20 protein-coding genes and 3 pseudogenes are annotated in these 18,622 nt (G+C 39.8%); 10 read left to right on the top strand and 13 right to left on the bottom strand.

Features of this window, described 5'->3' with window-relative positions:
- The 3 genes and pseudogenes from ACFYU8_RS05770 to ACFYU8_RS05760 form a co-directional block, all read left to right on the top strand.
- Complete coding sequence (locus ACFYU8_RS05770; protein ID WP_390294994.1) at positions 1-375, top strand: RidA family protein; 375 nt, start codon at positions 1-3, stop codon at positions 373-375.
- 73 nt (positions 376-448) lie between these two features.
- Positions 449-1,552, top strand: a complete 1,104-nt coding sequence (locus ACFYU8_RS05765; RefSeq protein ID WP_390297232.1) for a threonine synthase — start codon at positions 449-451, stop codon at positions 1,550-1,552.
- Positions 1,553-1,597: 45 nt separating this feature from the next.
- Positions 1,598-1,857, top strand: a pseudogene (locus tag ACFYU8_RS05760) (TSUP family transporter); the annotation flags it as partial.
- A gap of 108 nt (positions 1,858-1,965) precedes the next feature.
- Here ACFYU8_RS05760 and ACFYU8_RS05755 read toward each other — a convergent pair.
- Positions 1,966-3,075: an acyltransferase family protein gene (locus tag ACFYU8_RS05755; protein ID WP_390294997.1), complete on the bottom strand. Its 1,110-nt coding sequence runs from the start codon at positions 3,073-3,075 to the stop codon at positions 1,966-1,968.
- 823 nt (positions 3,076-3,898) lie between these two features.
- Between ACFYU8_RS05755 and ACFYU8_RS05750 the strand changes: the two are divergent.
- Positions 3,899-4,186: pseudogene (locus ACFYU8_RS05750) on the top strand (M23 family metallopeptidase); the annotation flags it as partial.
- Between the two features lie 74 nt (positions 4,187-4,260).
- On the top strand, positions 4,261-4,479 hold the full coding sequence (locus tag ACFYU8_RS05745) for a stalk domain-containing protein (RefSeq protein WP_390294999.1): 219 nt from the start codon (positions 4,261-4,263) through the stop codon (positions 4,477-4,479).
- Positions 4,480-4,779: 300 nt separating this feature from the next.
- On the opposite strand, the gene ACFYU8_RS05740 is transcribed toward ACFYU8_RS05745, so the two are convergent.
- The gene (locus ACFYU8_RS05740; RefSeq protein ID WP_390295001.1) at positions 4,780-5,244 is read right to left on the bottom strand and encodes a hypothetical protein; all 465 of its coding nucleotides are present in this window, start codon (positions 5,242-5,244) and stop codon (positions 4,780-4,782) included.
- Positions 5,245-5,725: 481 nt separating this feature from the next.
- Positions 5,726-6,547 carry a DUF6492 family protein gene (locus ACFYU8_RS05735; protein ID WP_390297235.1) on the bottom strand — a complete coding sequence of 274 codons (822 nt, stop codon included), beginning with the start codon at positions 6,545-6,547 and terminating at the stop codon, positions 5,726-5,728.
- Positions 6,548-6,585: 38 nt separating this feature from the next.
- Between ACFYU8_RS05735 and ACFYU8_RS05730 the strand changes: the two genes are divergently transcribed.
- On the top strand, positions 6,586-6,792 hold the full coding sequence (locus tag ACFYU8_RS05730) for a hypothetical protein (protein WP_390295003.1): 207 nt from the start codon (positions 6,586-6,588) through the stop codon (positions 6,790-6,792).
- A gap of 218 nt (positions 6,793-7,010) precedes the next feature.
- Here the strand turns inward: ACFYU8_RS05730 and ACFYU8_RS05725 are convergent, their stop codons facing one another.
- Positions 7,011-7,283, bottom strand: coding sequence for a YesK family protein (locus tag ACFYU8_RS05725; RefSeq protein ID WP_390295005.1), 273 nt, complete (start codon positions 7,281-7,283; stop codon positions 7,011-7,013).
- Positions 7,284-7,471: 188 nt separating this feature from the next.
- Positions 7,472-8,008, bottom strand: coding sequence for a hypothetical protein (locus ACFYU8_RS05720; protein ID WP_390295007.1), 537 nt, complete (start codon positions 8,006-8,008; stop codon positions 7,472-7,474).
- Between the two features lie 473 nt (positions 8,009-8,481).
- On the opposite strand from ACFYU8_RS05720, the gene ACFYU8_RS05715 reads away from it, so the two are divergent.
- On the top strand, positions 8,482-9,429 hold the full coding sequence (locus ACFYU8_RS05715; RefSeq protein ID WP_390295009.1) for an ABC transporter substrate-binding protein: 948 nt from the start codon (positions 8,482-8,484) through the stop codon (positions 9,427-9,429).
- Positions 9,430-10,196: 767 nt separating this feature from the next.
- Here ACFYU8_RS05715 and ACFYU8_RS05710 read toward each other — a convergent pair.
- From ACFYU8_RS05710 to ACFYU8_RS05685, 6 genes are all read right to left on the bottom strand, one after another.
- Entirely contained in the window at positions 10,197-10,601 is a 405-nt protein-coding gene (locus ACFYU8_RS05710) for a hypothetical protein (RefSeq protein WP_390295011.1), read from the bottom strand.
- 643 nt (positions 10,602-11,244) lie between these two features.
- Positions 11,245-11,616 (bottom strand): VOC family protein, encoded by a 372-nt coding sequence (locus tag ACFYU8_RS05705; RefSeq protein ID WP_390295013.1) that lies wholly within the window; start codon positions 11,614-11,616, stop codon positions 11,245-11,247.
- Positions 11,617-12,208: 592 nt separating this feature from the next.
- Positions 12,209-12,295, bottom strand: coding sequence for a YjcZ family sporulation protein (locus tag ACFYU8_RS05700; protein WP_016743434.1), 87 nt, complete (start codon positions 12,293-12,295; stop codon positions 12,209-12,211).
- Positions 12,296-12,870: 575 nt separating this feature from the next.
- Positions 12,871-13,239 carry a hypothetical protein gene (locus ACFYU8_RS05695; protein WP_390295015.1) on the bottom strand — a complete coding sequence of 123 codons (369 nt, stop codon included), beginning with the start codon at positions 13,237-13,239 and terminating at the stop codon, positions 12,871-12,873.
- Positions 13,240-13,691: 452 nt separating this feature from the next.
- Complete coding sequence (locus ACFYU8_RS05690) at positions 13,692-13,829, bottom strand: hypothetical protein (protein ID WP_158265767.1); 138 nt, start codon at positions 13,827-13,829, stop codon at positions 13,692-13,694.
- 762 nt (positions 13,830-14,591) lie between these two features.
- Positions 14,592-14,903 carry a hypothetical protein gene (locus tag ACFYU8_RS05685; RefSeq protein ID WP_390295017.1) on the bottom strand — a complete coding sequence of 104 codons (312 nt, stop codon included), beginning with the start codon at positions 14,901-14,903 and terminating at the stop codon, positions 14,592-14,594.
- 125 nt (positions 14,904-15,028) lie between these two features.
- Between ACFYU8_RS05685 and ACFYU8_RS05680 the strand changes: the two genes are divergently transcribed.
- The 3 genes and pseudogenes from ACFYU8_RS05680 to ACFYU8_RS05670 all read left to right on the top strand — a co-directional run.
- Positions 15,029-15,535, top strand: a complete 507-nt coding sequence (locus ACFYU8_RS05680) for a TetR/AcrR family transcriptional regulator (RefSeq protein WP_390295019.1) — start codon at positions 15,029-15,031, stop codon at positions 15,533-15,535.
- Between the two features lie 110 nt (positions 15,536-15,645).
- Positions 15,646-16,611: an SDR family NAD(P)-dependent oxidoreductase gene (locus ACFYU8_RS05675; protein ID WP_390295021.1), complete on the top strand. Its 966-nt coding sequence runs from the start codon at positions 15,646-15,648 to the stop codon at positions 16,609-16,611.
- Between the two features lie 75 nt (positions 16,612-16,686).
- A pseudogene (locus ACFYU8_RS05670) lies at positions 16,687-16,848 on the top strand (SRPBCC domain-containing protein); the annotation flags it as partial.
- A 59-nt stretch (positions 16,849-16,907) separates the two neighbouring features.
- Here the strand turns inward: ACFYU8_RS05670 and ACFYU8_RS05665 are convergent.
- Both ACFYU8_RS05665 and ACFYU8_RS05660 read right to left on the bottom strand, forming a co-directional pair.
- The gene (locus ACFYU8_RS05665) at positions 16,908-17,546 is read right to left on the bottom strand and encodes a FusB/FusC family EF-G-binding protein (RefSeq protein ID WP_390295023.1); all 639 of its coding nucleotides are present in this window, start codon (positions 17,544-17,546) and stop codon (positions 16,908-16,910) included.
- Between the two features lie 157 nt (positions 17,547-17,703).
- The gene (locus ACFYU8_RS05660) at positions 17,704-17,967 is read right to left on the bottom strand and encodes a CD3324 family protein (RefSeq protein WP_390295025.1); all 264 of its coding nucleotides are present in this window, start codon (positions 17,965-17,967) and stop codon (positions 17,704-17,706) included.
- Between the last annotated feature and the right edge of the window lie 655 nt (positions 17,968-18,622).

The raw sequence follows: 18,622 nt of genomic DNA, 5'->3' as shown, positions 1-18,622 counted from the left end.
ATGAAAAGCATCTTTGAAGTAGGAAATTTAAAATCAAATGGACACTATGCATTAGCAACAGTTCATCAGAACACTGTCTATGTATCAGGGCAATTTGCCATTAATCCAGAAACCTGTGAAAAGAAATTTGGCATCATCGAAGAAGAAACTTTACAAGCACTTAAGAATGTGGAGATGATTGTAGAAGCAGCTGGAAGTAAAAAAGAGCAGATTTTGCGTATGACATTATATATTCCAAATGTGAAATTATGGGATAAAGTAGATGCTGTTTATAAGGAATTTTTCGGTGAACATAAACCAGCTCGTACCGTTGTACCAACTAATGAATTACATTTTGGATTCAAAATTGAAATTGATGCCATTGCATATATTTAGTTATATTTTTTTACCTGTTTCGTATAAAAAAGTCTAATATATATAAAAAATTATCCAAAAGGATTGATAAATGATGGAGCAATTTATTTGTAACAGTTGTGGCAAAAAGCATGATATTAGACCAACTTTATGGAAATGTGAATGTGGAGGAGTATTAAACATAGTAAAAGATACCCCAAAAGTTGATATTGCAGCTTGGAATAACTATCCAAACTCATTATGGCGTTATTTTGAAACCATGCCATTCGCAAAAGATTCTAAGACATGGGAATCCGTGACAATGGGTGAAGGTCAATCACCTTTAATCGTGCTAGATCCTATGGAGCCAAATACGTATGTAAAAGTTGATTATATGATGCCTACATTATCCTTTAAAGATCGAGGAGCCGTTGTTTTGATGACAAAGGCAAAAGAATTAGGGGTATCAAAAGTAATTGCTGATAGTAGTGGTAATGCAGGAACGGCGATTGCAGCTTATGCAGCACGTTGTAATATTGCCTGTGATATTTATCTAAGTGATGAAACTTCACCGAAAAAGATCGCTCAAATAAAAGCGCATGGAGCAACGATTAAAGAGATTCATGGTACGCGAGAGGACATTGCAGCTGCGGCACAAAAAGCAGTAGACGAAGAAAAAGTTTTTTACGCAAGTCATGTGTATAATCCTTATTTTTATGAAGGAACTAAGACATACGCATATGAAATTTACGAGCAATTAAAAGGAGTCCCAGATGCATTAATCATCCCAGTTGGTAATGGTACACTTGTACTTGGTGCGTACAATGGTTTTAAAGAGTTATTTGAAAACAAATTAATAGAAAAAATACCGAAGATTGTTGCAATCCAAGCAGCAAACTGTGCACCTCTTATAATTGCATATGAAAATGGGCTAGAAATAGCAGAATCTGTAACTAATAAAGGTACTTTAGCAGAAGGTATTGCCATTGCAGCCCCAGCACGCTCAAGACAAATTTTAGAAGCTGTACGTGAAACAAATGGTTTATTTATTGATATTAAAGAGGATGAAATTCTAAGTGCACGGGCTATACTTGCTGATAAAGGTTTCTATGTTGAAGTCACAACAGCTGTAAACTATGCGGGTTATTTAAAATATAAGAAGACAGCAGATGAAAAAATTATAATACCTCTTTGTGGTGCAGGAATTAAATCAAAATAACTGTGAAAATAAGGTAGTGATAGTATTCCGGATTAATTCGTATTAATTATTTTGATTGTTTTTGGATATTTTTAGCTTCATTCATTGATTCAGTTGTAGGGGGTGGTGGACTGATAGCATTGCCTGCATTATTATTTACAGGGCTGAATCCAGCTTCCGCAGTTGCTACGAATAAATTAGCATCCACATTAGGCTGTATAACAAGTAATTTTATGTTTTATCGTTCAGGTAATCATGATGTTAAATCGGGTTTTAAATTATTTCCACTCACTTTCATAGGCTCGATTTTTGGTGCATGGACTGTTCAAACGTACAAAACATGCTAGGCTTTGCGGTCTAGAGCAGTAATCCTGTCACTATGCCCCCTCACGCATTTTAATCGGTTCCTAAATATATAAGGAACCGATTAAATATTACACCTTTTTTTGGAATTTTATTGTCCTTTGTTTTGCCCATTTTATACATTTCTTTTCAATAAAATGATACGATACGATAGAAAACAATATTGCCGTTATAACACATAAGAGGAACAGCAAAGAGGTTGGAATTTTTGCATACAAAAGTTTAAATAGTACCATCATAATTGGAAAATGACATAAATAGATACTATATGAAATTTCCCCTAAGTATACAAATACACTCTTATTTAAAATTGCTTTTACTTTTAGGTTACTCATAGCCATTACAATAAGTATAGTAACACCAATTACAACGCCCCAATCTTTTAATAGAAACATCGTATCACTACGAGAAATCCCCAAAATTCCAAAAGAGTATAAATATAGAATGATTCCTAATGTGATAAGAAGTCTTCTTTTTAATTTTTTCATATTTCTATATAAACAGACAAGTTCTTCCTGATGCTTAAAAAGTAACATTCCGACCATAAACATAGATGTGAAATGCAGTGTATCAGCATAACCATTATAAAATCCCTCAGCTTTTCCAATTTGCAATATATTAAGGAAAATACTAATGAAAGAAAAGCTCATGGCAAACAGTATTGTTTTCTTCCAGCTCTGTTTATAAAAAAGAAGGAATAACAAGGGAAACACGATAGATATTCGCATTTCTTGAGCCAATGACCAGATAACTGGATTATAATTATCTGTAAAAAAGTTGTTAAGAAGCACAAGGTGATTGACAATATCTAATATTGTTATAGGTCCTTGCCACTTATCATAGTACCAATCACGTAGTCCCGTAACTTCATATGGCGAAAACAAAATAAATAAAGCAAAGGTGATGAATATCCAGAAATAATAAGGGATATAAATTCTTACAAATCGCTTAATTAAATATCCCCAATAATTTGTTTTTGAATGATAAATTGCCATAGATAAGACAAAACCACTGAGTACATAAAAAATGATTACAGCTTCTCCACCAGCCCATAAAAATCTAAGAGGTGAAAATTTAATAGAATCAGGCAACGATGGTAGCATTAAACAAAAATGCCCGATCACCACTGCAATAGCCGCCAATCCTCGTATTGAATCTAATTCTTTTATTCTCTTACTCATAAATGGCCCTCCTTGTAAGCTTTGTTGTTGATAAATGCCACGATACTAGTAAGGTGGCATACTTATACATATTTTGCTTATTTTCCTTTGAAATTCTGATACAAGCAGTACAAAATCAATCTGTGTATCTTTTGAAGAGGATATTCATATTTAGGTATAAATCATATAATAATAATAGAAAGATAAAAGAAACAATATCTAAAGGTTCTTTAAAAATTTTATTTCAAATTTATTAAGATTTATAGCATAGATAAACATATTTACGTGTCATAAAAGCTGAATTTGGATGCCGTTGTTATGACTGTATTTTATCTAGTGTTCATAAACATAAGATTTTCTGAACTAAGAACACGCCTATTTATTTGCATTCGGCGGAGCATATTACTATACAAATTCATTTATCATCGGTGGAATTGCTTTTGCCGCTGTGATGGGTGCTGCTCTTTGGATTGCTATTGCTCAGAGCGCAAAGAGAGAAGAGAGATTAAGGAAATCAGGAATACGAACGTGATGAATATGGGGGACTCACCTACTTAGAAAAATTTAGAACAAGCTTTATTGCACTGGATGAACTAGCTGACCGGGACCAGGATTATTTTAAAATCAGTTAAATTGGATCAATGTCGTGGGGTACACAAGTGGGACTACGGAACGAAGACTGAAAATGGTACGCGTTGGCTTTATGTATTTTAATACAACGTTAGGGAAACCCGTATGGTGGACTGGCACAGGATGGGTTGACTCGACAAATACGACTGATTGAGGAGCTGCTAACGTGGCTCCTTTTACTTTTGCCCCAAGTGGGCGAGGAGGAAGGTAACCTATGAAATTTCTACAGAGTTTAGAGAATATAGCAACCCCAGCATACGCAAATATCAAAGCTTTCATTGCTGGGACGGTCGTTTATGCAAATATGGGGCAAGCGGGTACTGAAGTAGGCGGAGTCGGAAAAACAGTAATCATCAAAGACAAAGACAATCAGCTACACATGTACGCATATCTCACAGATTATCGTGTCGCTGTTGGTCAGTTCGTCGATCGTGGTCAGGTGATCGGGCGGCAAGGTAACACTGGAAAATCCGCAGGCCAACACTTGCATTTTGAGGTTCGGAAAAATGGTCCAAGTTTTGGCTTTGGAAACCACGTACATCCAGTGAAGTATGTCGACGATTTTTATGCGAAGGAATGTCCACAACCAGAGAAGAAACTGTGGATAAGGTTTCCATCATTATCAATGGGGAGGTGCTCCCGGTTCACGGCTACCTCAACAATGGCGTCTCAACCTTGCCAGTGCGTGCGGTTGCAGAGGCTGCACGTGGAAAAGTGGAGTGGAACGCAGCTACACAAGATGTTCGAGTAAACGGCAAGCAGCTGACAGTCACAATTGATGCAGGAATATCCTAAGCGAAGACCGGAAACTTAAAATCGTTAACATCGTCGATCAGTTATTGTCCTCCCCTCGCCCTTAATTGGGTGAGGGGCTTTTCTTTTTCCGTCACCCGTCATAAAATAAGAATTACTTGTAAAATAGAGTGAAAATTTCGTTTGATAAATCCCTCAATCACTAAGGAATGATATGATGTGTCATACGATATATTCGTATGGCATTTTTTAATGGGATACCGCCACGCGATTTTGTACGCTAATCCCAGAGCGATGGAACAGACTCGCAAAGAAACTAGAGCGACGTGTTTTTGAGGAGTTTCAAGATAAACTGCTTGTTTTTTTCTCAACCTCCATCGCTTCTTCCAAAAAGGCTTGCCTTGCTTCTTTTACTAGGAAAACAATCAGGATCAAAACAAAGATGTAGGCAAAGTCGAAAAACCAGATAAGCCCCAAGGGATGAGAAAGCATGGCACCTAGCATAGGTGACATCAATCCGCCCATGACTCCGGCCATTACTCCTTCAATAGAAGCGGTAAGAGAGACCAATTTTCCCGTGATAAACCCAACCGCCATGCCAATTGCGACAGCAATGATTGTCGCAAGTTGTAAATCGCTCACCAGATATACGTGAATGTTCATACCCAAGGAGATACTAGACATAGCACCTAACACCATAGCGATGATCATGCCATCCATACAGGCAAGCTCGGACCGATTTTTATAGGTGTAAAGGATGCTGCCAACCGTCACTAAACTGAGGAAAATCATGTTTAGAAATAGCATAAGCCCTCCCTAGTTCGCTACTATTTTCCTACTATTGTTACTTCCTTTTTCGCCTGCACCCACACCTGCAAAAGATCGTGCATCTACTACCTCGACAAAGACATCTGAGAGCCACTTGTACCACCTCCTGCAATAACATATGAAACCCTCAAATAAAGTTGCCTGACTTTGGATCAGCATTTTCTTTATTTATTCTAAAATAGGTTGCATGATTACTCACGCCTGGATAGATGTAACGAGTGTAGGAGTGATGTAGTCGAGGAGACGAGCGGTACCGTTTTCGCATGAGATGGAAGGAGAAATAGAGATAAAGGAGCATAACAATGCTGGTTCAGGTAGCAAACGTATAACGATTCACCCGGTTCGCACTGGCCCATCTCTCTTCGCATACACCTGTAACGAATCCAAGATTGCCGCAGACACATTCAAGTCAAGGTCTCGAGACGATCTTACATAACAAGCAGTTGGGCTCGGCAGCTCTTCATTTTCTCACGTTCCTCTTCCTGATATACCAGCCGCGTTTATGAAAGGAGATGGACCTGTACTTCTGGGCCAGTCTGATGATTCGTTTACGAGTAAGTGATGCCGGTTTTGAAGAGGAGCTTTTGTTAAGAGAACTTCTTACAACCAGATGACCTGGGTAGTGAGCTTTCACGAAATTACCGTAAGTTTCGAACTCGGAGAAGCCGGCATAACTCTGTTTGTTGGTCTTCTTGATAATCGCCCAGTACCACCTAGTCTTATGCCTGGCCTCAATTTTACGCTTCAGCCGGGAGAGCTTCGATTTGTCGAACAGCATATAGTGGGCAACGAAAGAGCGCGAGGCGGTTGGCTTGGTTCCCAGTAATTTCTTGTAGGTGCGAAAATACTCGGGACGACTCCAGTTACGGCAGTAAAAAACAGTTTTCCCGTTGACGAGAAAGAGATGAGGGCGGATGAGAATGGTGTCGGCGTCAATCACAAGATAATACCTTTGCTTGGTCAAGTTTCCTCCCGCCAGCTTCAACAATTGTTGGAGCAGCCAGCCTGAGCGATTGGTGCGTTTGGTTTGGTAGTGAATGTCTTTTTTTGTAATCGGTAGGACGCGTCTTTCATTGATGAAGGTGCAGTTTTTACGCCGGCAAAGGGCTTGGATTCGCTTGCTTGGTGGCGATACAACCATGATCTTACCGATCGGATGCTTCACTTGCTTACGGATACTGTCAATGACATAGGGAAGAGTGCCAAGATCTTTCTCGATAGCTGGGATCAGGACATCAATTTTGATAGAGCTATTGAAGGTGCTTTTCACTGGACGTGTCAACATCTCAACTCCTTTTCGCTAAGCAGGATCAAGCATATGTGTCTGATCAGGTCGGCAAGAGTGTCCGACTTTCCAGATTAGGATATGATTTTATTCCTTGGGGTGAATATGACAGACATGGAAATCCTGCAAAATGGGTGTTTGAAAGTAGACTGGAACAGAAGGAGCTGGCAGACAACCAGGAGCGCGGTGATGGCCGCGACGAAATCCGACGAAACCGGCAAAAAGCGTATGGAGGAGGATAGATTGAAAGTCGATATGAATGGCGTTTGACCATGGAGCCTTTTTGTAGGGGGTACGGAAGGTGTTATTAAATGCAGAATCAGTTTGTAAAATCTCAAGAGGCTATGGAAAAGCATTTCTAGTTACAAGCGTAACTGCTTTACAAAACATTACTACTGTTAATAGTTCAAGGGGTACAAAAGAAAAAAGGATAGCAGATTGCTACCCTAAATTTCCTCTATTAATTGTGTTTTATCACTTTATTAAAAATACCACCTAATAGTGTACCAATGAGAATGGAGATACCTATCAATCCATATCCCATACCGCTCCAACCACCAACAAAAAAGCTGATGATTATAATGACAATGCTTATAATAAGTAAGCCAGCAAAACCTATACCAAGGTACATACTATTCTTTTCAGGAAATGTTCTTCTTAATAGTATTGATGCAATAGTAAATAGTAAAGTGACTCCCAAGCAAATATAGATGAAGATTTCAAAACCTTCCATATGTTACCTCCCTGGTGCATGTTGTTACACTTATTTTAATACTGAATGAAAAAACAAAAAGTACCAAATATCTTTGGTACCATCTGCATCAAATCTATGATTGGCTTTATTGCGGGTGAAAGGGATAGCTATTTTACAAAAGAGAAAAAATGAAAAGCAGCATCCCAAAAAGGGAGTGCTGCTAATAATTAGGGGATGTACTGTTCTGTAATTTTTGTGACGATTCCATTCGTTACTTCAATGTGGAATGGTAGCTGATAAGGAATTCCCTTGGATAGCACAAACTTGTTAAAAGTATCGGCGTTTACTGATTCATTCCAATGGAAATTCTCATCTTTAGTAGAGTTGGTTTGAAGAGTAAACGAAGCTTTTGGAGAAATTTCAAACGTTCTAATTTTAGGACTGTTATTACGAATGTAATATGGCATTGGATAGTCCTCTTTTTCTAATGGATGATCTTGACGATAAGCTTTTACTGCTGCCTCACCGAAAAACCATTGAATATAGTCAAGTGAGACTATTCGTTTTCCATTTTTCACTTGTAGCGTTTTCACATATGCCATTGATTTTTCAAGGGTATTTCCGTGTTTATCCTTACTACTTGTTGGAACAATTACTTGGGGAGGAACAGGTGCAACCGTTTCTTGGTGTGAACCTGCATGAGCGTCAGTAACAAACAATACACAGAATATCAAAGAAGAAAGCAGCAAATATGTTTTACTCATAACAGAGTGTCAGTTCCTTTCGATTTACATGTAATACGATTCACAATTAGTAGGACGAAAAACTAACGAGACCGTTTCTCCTCATGATGAAAAATTTAACATAATATTTCTTAAAGAAAAGAGGTGGACGGTGTAAGCGAAAGATAAGCTGATCGAACACATGGTCGGTCAAAGAGGTTGAGCTGTTACAAAAGGAAATCGATATTCGCTCTAAACTAAGGCAACGCACGATGAATAAGCCGCTCGGGGAAAGAACCGGGCGGCTTTTATTAGTTGGCAACTGAATAGAGGGTAAAGTCAAAGATTCCTCAATTGGCGGACGTAGGATAATCTCATTTTTGTATACACAATGTATATAAAAATCATTGACATATTCGATAGAATATGTGATTATCTACAATGTCACTTATAATGATAATCATTATCAGAGGATACTTCACACAAAACACCACGTAACAAGGAGAAATGAGCACATGAAAAAAGGAACACGAATCGTACTGGCCTGCTTGGTAGCAGTAGTCACCGCAGTTTCAGCAGGTTGCGGAAGCAGCCAACCGGCTTCGGAAGCAGCTAAGAAGCCTGAGACACGCGTAGTCAAGCATCTGATGGGGGAAGTTACGATCCCGGCGGAACCAAAGCGGATTGCAGATGTATCGGGAGCAGCGGAGGAGCTTTTGATTTTGGGACACAAGCCGGTTGCTACGGCCAATACATACAAGACAAAAATCATGTCCCACGTAGCGGATAAGCTGACAGATGTAAAACCGGTTGGATGGATGTGGGATGATTCCATCAATCTGGAAGCTGTGGTAGAAACAAAGCCAGATCTGATCATTATGAACAACCGCCAGCAAAAGATGTACGAACAACTGTCCAAAATTGCGCCGACTGTCGTTCTGGAAACAGACATGGACAAATGGCGGGATAAATTTAAAGAAATCGGCCGCCTCTTTGGACAAGAAGAGGACGTGAACAAGTGGCTGGCTGGCTACGACGAGAAGACAAACGGAATGCGCGAGCAACTCAAGCAAGCGTACGGCGACCAGACCTTTATGTTCTTGGCCGTAACGCCAAAACTGTTCCGCGTGTACGGAAACTATGGATATGCAGATATCCTGTTCTCTGACCTCGGCCTGAAGCCGGCAGTTGGAACACCTACCGATAAAACAATGGAAATGATCGAGCTGGAAGGACTGACGAAGTTTCAGCCAGACCATATGTTCCTCGTCAATTTCGGCGGAAAAGCAGATGATATATATGCAGAACTGAAAAAGAGCCCGGTATGGAAAAGCAACAAGGCAGTTCAACAAGGCCATCTCTATGAGGTAACCAATGAAACATTCAACATCAAAGCATTTGGCCCAATCGGCAAGGATATGCTCTTAGATGAGATTGGTAGCATGTTGCTGAAAAAGCAATAACCAAGCGATCAACAGAAAAGATGGGGATGTTCAGAAAGTCGGTTTTGACTTCCCATTTGCGGAAAAGTTGTTTGCTAACGTGGGTTTGACAAAGTATATGTCCCGTGCGACTGCTTACTAATATGCGAAACCCCTTGTGCCTGTTGGCGCGAGGGGTTTTTCTTTTCGTGGGTGTAGTCAATAAATTAGAAGTCATCTTGGCGGCACCCACGAAACACGTCGTAAACGCAAACGTTAAGAGTTGGAAAAACAATGGCGATTGAATTCCGTGGAATATTTAGCTGCTTTGATTGAACGAGTGCAAACGGAATAAAGCGATCGGGTAATTCCCCAAACAAGTGGACTCGCTTCTGACCAAGTAACGATATCGTAAAACGATCTCTCCACAAAACGACACTCTTTTTTCTTGGAGCGGTATGAGGGAGGCTGAGACTAAAAAGTAGGATACACCATCTCAATTATCCTTAGGATTGGCCATATGTACCCATGTATCGAAAATGTATGTATCAGTAATCAGGCACTTCAGCAGCTTGGGATGCAAGCTATGCAATGGACTAGTATTGGCGATAGTATGTAAAGTCTTAATAAAGCAGTGCTGTAACAAATTACTGCAAGGATCATCGTTCTATCTGACTCTTGAGGAGAAGGGAAAATGGGCTATTCGGATTTTTCTCAGGAATGATTGAAGAACAACACGGTATCAAGCTGACAAGGGCATAATAAAAACCCGTCTTCATAACCAAGACGGGCTAAAATCTATGCATCGTTTACTGAATTGTATAAGTAGCTACAATGACATTTGGATCCTCATAGGAATATGGGGCTTGAAATTGTACGTAGCGATAACCGTCCGCATCAGCTTTAATAATGATTCCTGTCGTACCGCTCCAAATCCGTTTATTTTGAGCATCATAGACTGTGTAATTAGCAAAGCTACCTTTTGGACTAATACGGAGCTCCTGCCCTTTCTTTAGATAAATCGCTTCTTTCTGGCCTAACTGTCCAGGAGAAAGATAGTAATACTTTGTGAATTGTTGCGCTTGTTTTTGTTGCTCCGTAGATACTTTGTTTGATTCACCTTGTACTTGAGCATTTGTAGAAGCGGAAGCATAAGCAGGTGCGCCAGAGAGTAGTAAAGCGAGCATTGTAATAGAGAGAAGCTGTTTTTTCATACCTAGTACACTCCTTTGTATTAATTCTGATTAAATTCTAAATACATGAACTAAAGGTAATTATAATCAAATTAAACGATTTGGTAAATATTTACATAATGAAATGTTAGAAATATCCCTATTCATATCCTCATGACTACATAGTCTAGAGGTGTTCCGCAACTTTTGAATGCCGTACACTAATGTTTTTTCAAAGTTGTATCTCACACGGACAATCTGATTCCAAAATCACGTTGGCTGACATGGTAAATGACATGGATCAGCAACAGGGGGATCTCTCCAGGGGGTATTGAAGAAGCTAATTCCTATGTCGAAAGGGCGGCGATGAAGATAACTCTGATCCAGCCTTCACAGAAGCCGAGAAAGAGTGAGTCCGCTTGATGAGAAGCCTCGATTTTGACATTGTGCTCAATGCAGTATTGGGAATCCAATAAGAGGCAGATTAAAGCACTCTCTACAATGCCCTTGAGTGGATTTATGATTGTTAGCAGACAGATCATGACTTTTAACACTTTGTGAAATAAATAAAATGCCTTCTCAATCGAGAAAGCATGAGGAACTCATCTAATAAAAATCGTATGCTTATCAAAAATGCTAAGTGACTGCCGAAAATACTCACACTCAAACATGAAAACTTTTTGTTCTATCTGTGTTGGTCTATAAGTATTGGATTTCCATCTGGGTCTTCAATCGCAAAACTGGCTGGTCCTGTTGGAGTTAATCTTGCATCGCCAATAATATGTATTCCTTTATTTCGAAAATCTTCTTGTATGTCTCTTATATCTTTGAACGGATTTATTTCTTCAGCTTTGCTATTCCACCCCGGATTAAAGGTCAATGAATTTTTTGGAAACATACCTTGAAACAACCCTATTGTGGAATCGCCATTCTGCATGATTAACCAGTTTTGTGTAATATCTCCGCCAAAAACATGAAACCCAATCTTTTCGTAAAATTCTTTAGATGCATGGATGTCTTTCACACTTAAACTTATAGAAAATGCACCAATGCTCATGTTATTCTCCTTACCATTTAGTTTAACCATTTGAACTTCTAGCTATTTCCGCCTCATATAGCTGGCAGAACTATTTTTTCACAGTCTTCCACTTTCTTCTGAATCTAAAACATTATTTTCATTGAAAACGATATAGAGAAAAGAAGCCTCAAATTAAGGCGAAACATGACGGGAGTGGGACAATTACACGAGTGCAACCTATGATGATTAAGCCGCTCGGGTAAAGAACCGGGCGGCTCTTTTGTTGAAAGGATAGGTGAAAGACATAGAGCTGAAAATTTCTGCGGTAAAACAGAGAGTCCAAATCTAACATCAAAGCGAGGGAGGAAAGTGTGGGAAATCAGCAGATTGGCATGCATCCCAAAAAGATACGGTACAGTTATGCTGGGGTGGAAAAGAACAGAGGCGACGCAGCCACTTAAAAACGAGTGCAAACGGAAAAATCGATCGAATAATCCCTAACTAGTGAATTCGTTCCTGACTAGATGACCAAATCGTAAAAGAATCTCTCCACAAATACTACACTCCTTCTACTAAAGCGTAACGTGGGAGGAAAAAGGGCAGCTTAGCTGCCCATGACATTGGACAGATATTAGCACTCATCACAGCTGCAAGCAACAATTGTTAACAAAACGAAAAGTACCAAAACCAAAGCAAAATTGTCGTCAAAGAATCCCATCGATATCACCCCTTCAAAGGTATGAGGAAGAACCTCAAACTCAAGCTATGCAAATTGAGGAGCTATGTACGGGCGATACCACAGTAAGTGGAAAATTTGGGCATGAAACAAACAGTTACCAGTCATGTCCACAGGCTCAATTATGTTAAATGATCAGGAAAGATACACGACGAAAAAGACCATCCCTTAGCCACATTCATGGCATTTGGGACAGCCTTCTTGAAACTTTTATGAGTTTAGTCACACTACCAAGGGCATAAGCATCTGCCATGATAAATAATGCATGAATCTCCGCAAGGCTCCATTGCATAATTTGAACCTAACTGTTTAAGGAGTTTCTTCAGCATGAAAACTCACCTCCCAGATAGATTTAATTTCCATGTAATGCCATATTTATAGTAGGGAAGTGAATATTAGAACACGAATTTCCAAATTGTGTACTGTGTCAAAGTTTCAAGTCGGTTTGAAGGACTTGAAAATAATCTGAAGTGATTTCGTCTAAATCGGAGTCTATCTTCTCAAGATACTTCCAATAAATTAATTTGAAATTGAAATGGGTATTTACAAAATAACTTTTAAGGTAAAGTACTAGCTCTACGCTGCATCCAAATTGAAAAGAACATGGCCGCTCCAGAGCCTATAAAGCCAATAACACTCATCAGCGTATCATAAGGATGATACTGATGAGTAAATACCTGAGCAGTAGAAAGTAGCCACAAGAGGGTTGGAATAGACAGGAAGATATGTATTTTTCCATTATTCGTAAACCTGACATAGATAAGAGCGACTACCGTAGAAACGAGATAACTGAAAGAGAAAAGGATCGTGTCCCAGGTCGAAATGGTTACTGGTATATCGCTTGAGAGAAGCGATTTACAGGCCCAAAGAATAAAGAACCAAAAAGCAAATGCCAAACCGATTATCATTTTCATAAGACTTTTCATGCTTTCTTCTCCCTGACAATTTCTATTACAAATCGGTAATTGAAAAAAGTAGATTCTAGTATGAATCAAAAAAGAATGGAGGGTAGAGGTCATCATCTGGTTCAGCATCACCCCAATTCTCAGCTTACATCCATATGTGTTTTTTCATAATTTGCTCCGTCTTTAAAAGGTTTGATTGGTGAAATGGTATCACGAAAATCGAATTTATTTCCATGGTTTAACAAAACAAACGATTATTGCGCGATTGGTTGCTTGTGATTTAGCAAATGAGAAAAAAAGAAAAACATCATACCGATCGTTAAATAGTCGGTGGTATGATGTTTTATTAAAATAAATGGTGTAGTTTTCGTGTGCTTTCCTTTACCTTACTAGTAGCACCTTTGTCGCCTTCAGGGTCTTGGACAGTTGATTGTTTCCAAGTTCCATCACAGTCTTTATTTGAATGGCTTGTGTTAAACGCTATAGGTAGGCCATCCGCAATACCCGTCAGCTTCACAAGGTACACGTTGTTCTTTTGCGCTGCTAACACCAGGGAATGAAAGCGATAGAAATAAAGCAGCTGCAATACCAAACAGAGCAAACTTTTTCATAATCTTCCCCCTCGTAAGTTTAACGTATAACTTCCAAAAAAAGTATACGCTTTGGAACAGCATATATTCTGAAAATAAATCGAGCAGCTAGTGAGCTACTCATGGAGCGAATCCGCCAAATCGTAAAGTAACGTATTCAACCATTGTTGCAAAGGGTAGATCCAATACGTTCAATACCACTTCTCTTTTGGGACTTAGACGAAAAAAGACCATCCCTCTACCATATAAATGGCTTTTGGGACAGCCTTTTTAAGTACTATCTAGCATTACGCCGGACACATACAGTATTTTCCTGCTGGTATGCACTCCGGTGGACATGCACGGTATGAGTTAGCACCCAGTTTTTGAAGTAGTTTCTTAAACATTGCTATTCACCTCCTAAAATGGAAAAATATAACTTCCAGTAATATAGTAACACATCCGAATGAAAATTGATATATTAGTTACTAAAAATTCAGAAAATAATTTCGGTGATATAAAAAGTATGTATGGTAGTTTTACAAACTGCTAATTGTGATAAACAGGGAGGAGTAAATGTGAACGTATTCTCCAACGCACGATCCTAGTCTCTATCCTAGATGGAAAAGGATAAAACAAGATATAAATTCTCCTAGGATTGCTATAACAATATTTTGTAACCATAAACGGATGGGAACATCATTTGAAATCATAGCCAATGAACCAAGTAAAGGAAACAAGCTGAAGTCGATGGGGTTTCAACGTCAGCTTGTTGTTTTGAAAACGTTATTCTACTTGTTTTATTTAGCCAATATACCTGATTAGGTTTCTTGTTCCTGTTGATTGAACCATGATCCAGCCAGGAGGAATAGGGGAGCCTAGCATTACCCAAATTTGCTCACCAAATGCAGCATTTTTGATTTTAGTAGTTACGTGCTTAGTCCCAGTTGATTTTGAATTAGTTTCTTTCCCTTTCCAGTCATTCTGGGTAATGTTTGCTGCGAAGCTGGTCGGTTTCTCTTGTAAAGGGCGCGTTGCTCCTTGGGCGGTTGTAGCTAAACTTGGTACCGTGACAACAGAGCTTACAGCCAGCATGATCAAGGCTTTCTTAAACATTTGCAACAACCTTTCTTGAGCGTGATGCCTGTATGGAAGTGATATATGTCATTTGAAACCGATCACAAACTGACGTATAATCAGGTATTATTGATTAATCACTAAAAAAGGGAGGCGATCTTGCAATGACGTCGGTCAATCGTAAAACGGAAATCATTTCAGCTGCCATTGAAGTCTTTGCTGAAATCGGATATTTCCGGGCAACAACTGCGCAGGTTGCAGAGCGAGCGAAGATCTCACAGCCGTATATTTTCAAGTTTTTTGCATCGAAGGAAGCTCTGTTACAGGCAGCCTTGGAGGCTTCGTGGGAGCGGATTATTGACTCTTTCCGTCTCGTTGTGGAGTCCGCATCAAAAGAGCAATTGGAAAAGGATTTAATCAAGGCATATGAAAGAATTTTGGCTTCCCATCAAAATGAGATGCTTCTTCAAATGCAGTCTCAGACGATACAAGAGCCTGCGATTCGAGAGGAAATGCGCAAAGGATTTCGGGAGGTTCGTCAAATCGTCCTAACAGCTTTTCGTGAAGCGGGCATCGCGAGTTCCGAAGAGAGAACGCTTGTTTTCCTGGCAAGAGGAATGCTGTGTAACATTTCAGTGGCTTTGGACATGCCAGAATTGATGGAGGTGTAGTGGAGAAAAATTTTGACAATTAGTTATTGACTAATCACTAACTAAGGCGTTATAGTTCAAATTAGTTAGTGATTGATCAATCACAAATCAAACAAGTGGAGATGATACGAATGAAAAAAGCAATTGTAGTCGGGGCAACAGGCGGAACGGGTGCGGTAATTTTGGAGGAGCTTATCAAGCGAGGAATTGAAACGATTGCTTTTGGGCGTTCTCGACAAAAGCTAGAACAAATGGCCTCACAATTGGGGAATCCCGCACATTTGTCACTGGCCGTCGGGGATGCATTCCGATCTCAAGACATTGTAGCTGCATCGGAAGGAGCGGATGTACTATTCCATTGTGCAAACGTCCCGTATCACGAGATGGTAAATAAGCTGATCCCTCTTGGCGAAGCCATCATGGAAGCCGCCAACAAGAGAGGTTTGAAGGTTGTTGCGGTAGACGGCATTTATCCGTACGGGAGAAAGCAAATGGATCCAGTACCGGAGGAGCACACAAAGCAACCGCATACGAAGAAAGGAAAAATCAGGTTTGAATTTGAACAGATGCTGTTTAGCAGCCGCTGGGATCATGTGCGAACGATGATTGTCAGATTACCGGATTATTACGGACCTACTGCTAATCAAGCATCGTATTTGGGTTCCACACTTGAGGCAATTGCGGATGGAAAACCGGGGTTTTTCATTGGAAATATGCATGTTCCTCGCGAGTTTGTTTATTTGCCGGATGCGGCGAAGATGATTGTAGAGTTGGCCAGCCGGGAGTTTGCTTATGGACAAAACTGGCACATTCCAGGTGGAGGCATCATTTCCGGTCGAGACATCGTCCGAATCGCCCAAAAAGCTAGTGGCACTGTGAAACCTGTCATTCCTCTTGGGAAAATTGGTTTGTCTTTGTTGGGCATGCTCGTCCCAGTGATGAAGGAGGTTGTTGAGATGCTGTACTTAACCGAAAAACCGTTGATCTTAAGCGGAGAAAAATATAAACGACTAATTGGACCAATCCCAGCGACGAAGTTCGAGGAGGGGATAACGGCAACGATCCAGCATTTGCAGAATCGTACTTCAATGAAATAAATAATAGCCACTAGTTATTGATCAATCACTAACGATTGTCTTGTCGCTGCGTTTTTGAAAGAGCGTACCTCATAGGTCACGATGGAATTCATCGATTTGGGCGGCAAGACGAAGCTGGTTAGCCGTAGTGAATATGTGTCCGCATAAGCACTTAAGACAGTTGTGGACATGGGCATGCTAGAGGGTATCACCCAAACGTGGGATCGTTTGGAAGAGAGTCTGAACGCGATCAAGTAAAGCATGAAAGGCCCCCTGGCATGGAGACCCGGCGGCCGTTTTCATTTTGGTCAACAGATTTATTTCACCATCAGTGCAATAAAATCGTTTAGCTTATCTAACGCAATGATATTTTGATTGCACGTCACACTGTCTTGGCAAATGTAGTTTCCTTTTTTCAAATACGTTCCATCCCCAGATACTTTGGCTTCAAGGACGAACATGCCGAGTTCCTCAAGGCGATTACAGATCGCACAGACGCCTTTTTTGTTTACGTTTGTAAACTGTCCGTGAATGCCAATCAGTTTTCCTTCGTGGTAGGCAACAATGTATTTCTTTTCCGTCGCAGTGTCTAGCCAGCTTACATATGAGATTTCTGAAAAATTGATCTCAGCTAAATTTGAGACTTTCAGCTTCTTTACTTTTGGAAAGAGCTTCTTAATGGACGACTCTGCGAGTTCAGGAAATGGAATCACAAACGGTGAAAGTTGATGCAAAAACTGCTTTCCTTCTGCTTTTTCTTTAATCGAGTCAATCGGATGCAAAATCTCTTTTTGTTCCTCCGTTATGTTCGGGAACAACTGAAAGATTTCTTCATGGGCGATTTCTTTGCGAGCACGAATGACGTTGGCATCTGTACTGGTGGCATAGGCGTTCATGATCGCTTGAACGCGTGATTTTATGAAGTGAAATTGATGCGTATGGATAAAAGGTTCCATCTTTCGGTTCCTCCTGTTTCTGTCTTGTTAGGTGGGTTCTTCTTTACTTTAGTGTGTTTACAAGCGGGGAGAAAGGGGTAAGACATTTAGCAAAAATACTCGCCATAAAAAAGCACTGACAACCTGAATGAAAAGGTCGTCAGTGCTTTATTAACGTCTATTTGGTATATACGATTTTTTTAATCGTCTCTGTAGACAAAAAGTATTCCTCCGCTAACTGGGAAATAGACGTTCCGGCCCGAAAGCTGCTTTTAATAGCCGTATTTCGCTCATCCAGGAGTTTTCTTCCGCCTGTGCGTGTCCCCCATTTTTGGTGTGTTACTTTTGTCTTTGGGATATAAATGGTTTCTCCTTGCACGTACTTTTGAATTTCTGCCAGTAACGTTTCAGGAAGGATTAAATTTGCTTTCACACATTTCATTTCTGCTCGCTCCTTATTTATAGATAGGCAAATAAGGGGCAAAGCCAAGAAATAGGAAATGAGATACGCAAATGAAGGCGATGAATCGATTAAACGAGAGACCACCTCATGCAAAGTATCGCCTTACTATTTCTAGGCTTTGCATGAGCCGCTGCGGTATGTGGCAAATTGAGAGCATTCGCCATTGGTACACCCCCCTCGAGGTCCATTTTGAAAACGGTGTTCCCTTCCTGTATGCGAAGGGAGTATTTGTAATTATATAAGAAAATGGCTTTTTTGTATAACGATACTTACACAACGAAAAGAAATGAATTGCACATTTACAAACTATGGAAGTTCAAATATAGTAAAGATATCTAACGTGAAAAGAGGTTTTGACTGAGTATGATGAAACTGACAATCGCTAAGTAAAATTCTAATGAATTTTATATGGGAAAAGGTCAAATGAAGGGCGTGCCCTTGGTTTATTTTTTTGTACCTTTTTTCAAAAGCGATTAGAAGGCATTATATCTCATCAAAACAAATTTCACGTTTGTGCACGATATCTATTCTGTTCGGGATAGGTATCTTCATTACAACGATAAATTTGACCATGAGAAGAGAATTCTTCTTGTGGTCTTTTTTATTTGAAGGAAGGGATTGCTGAAAAGAAATG

This window comes from Brevibacillus sp. NPDC003359 (assembly GCF_042878995.1).
Lineage (GTDB): Bacteria > Bacillota > Bacilli > Brevibacillales > Brevibacillaceae > Brevibacillus.
This window is presented reverse-complemented; position numbering and strand designations above follow the sequence as displayed.

What these genes read in the sequence shown, in the direction of transcription:
- ACFYU8_RS05745 (WP_390294999.1), top strand. Translation starts at nt 4,261, where the DNA reads ATGTCCACAACCAGAGAAGAAACTGTGGATAAGGTTTCCATCATTATC.
- ACFYU8_RS05685 (WP_390295017.1), bottom strand. Translation starts at nt 14,903, where the DNA reads ATGTTTAAGAAAGCCTTGATCATGCTGGCTGTAAGCTCTGTTGTCACG.
- ACFYU8_RS05710 (WP_390295011.1), bottom strand. Translation starts at nt 10,601, where the DNA reads ATGAAAAAACAGCTTCTCTCTATTACAATGCTCGCTTTACTACTCTCT.
- ACFYU8_RS05700 (WP_016743434.1), bottom strand. Translation starts at nt 12,295, where the DNA reads ATGGGATTCTTTGACGACAATTTTGCTTTGGTTTTGGTACTTTTCGTT.
- ACFYU8_RS05715 (WP_390295009.1), top strand. Translation starts at nt 8,482, where the DNA reads ATGAAAAAAGGAACACGAATCGTACTGGCCTGCTTGGTAGCAGTAGTC.
- ACFYU8_RS05690 (WP_158265767.1), bottom strand. Translation starts at nt 13,829, where the DNA reads ATGAAAAAGTTTGCTCTGTTTGGTATTGCAGCTGCTTTATTTCTATCG.
- ACFYU8_RS05740 (WP_390295001.1), bottom strand. Translation starts at nt 5,244, where the DNA reads ATGCTATTTCTAAACATGATTTTCCTCAGTTTAGTGACGGTTGGCAGC.
- ACFYU8_RS05705 (WP_390295013.1), bottom strand. Translation starts at nt 11,616, where the DNA reads ATGAGCATTGGTGCATTTTCTATAAGTTTAAGTGTGAAAGACATCCAT.
- ACFYU8_RS05770 (WP_390294994.1), top strand. Translation starts at nt 1, where the DNA reads ATGAAAAGCATCTTTGAAGTAGGAAATTTAAAATCAAATGGACACTAT.
- ACFYU8_RS05660 (WP_390295025.1), bottom strand. Translation starts at nt 17,967, where the DNA reads ATGAAATGTGTGAAAGCAAATTTAATCCTTCCTGAAACGTTACTGGCA.
- ACFYU8_RS05720 (WP_390295007.1), bottom strand. Translation starts at nt 8,008, where the DNA reads ATGAGTAAAACATATTTGCTGCTTTCTTCTTTGATATTCTGTGTATTG.
- ACFYU8_RS05665 (WP_390295023.1), bottom strand. Translation starts at nt 17,546, where the DNA reads ATGGAACCTTTTATCCATACGCATCAATTTCACTTCATAAAATCACGC.
- ACFYU8_RS05680 (WP_390295019.1), top strand. Translation starts at nt 15,029, where the DNA reads ATGACGTCGGTCAATCGTAAAACGGAAATCATTTCAGCTGCCATTGAA.
- ACFYU8_RS05675 (WP_390295021.1), top strand. Translation starts at nt 15,646, where the DNA reads ATGAAAAAAGCAATTGTAGTCGGGGCAACAGGCGGAACGGGTGCGGTA.
- ACFYU8_RS05695 (WP_390295015.1), bottom strand. Translation starts at nt 13,239, where the DNA reads ATGAAAAGTCTTATGAAAATGATAATCGGTTTGGCATTTGCTTTTTGG.
- ACFYU8_RS05725 (WP_390295005.1), bottom strand. Translation starts at nt 7,283, where the DNA reads ATGGAAGGTTTTGAAATCTTCATCTATATTTGCTTGGGAGTCACTTTA.
- ACFYU8_RS05765 (WP_390297232.1), top strand. Translation starts at nt 449, where the DNA reads ATGGAGCAATTTATTTGTAACAGTTGTGGCAAAAAGCATGATATTAGA.
- ACFYU8_RS05755 (WP_390294997.1), bottom strand. Translation starts at nt 3,075, where the DNA reads ATGAGTAAGAGAATAAAAGAATTAGATTCAATACGAGGATTGGCGGCT.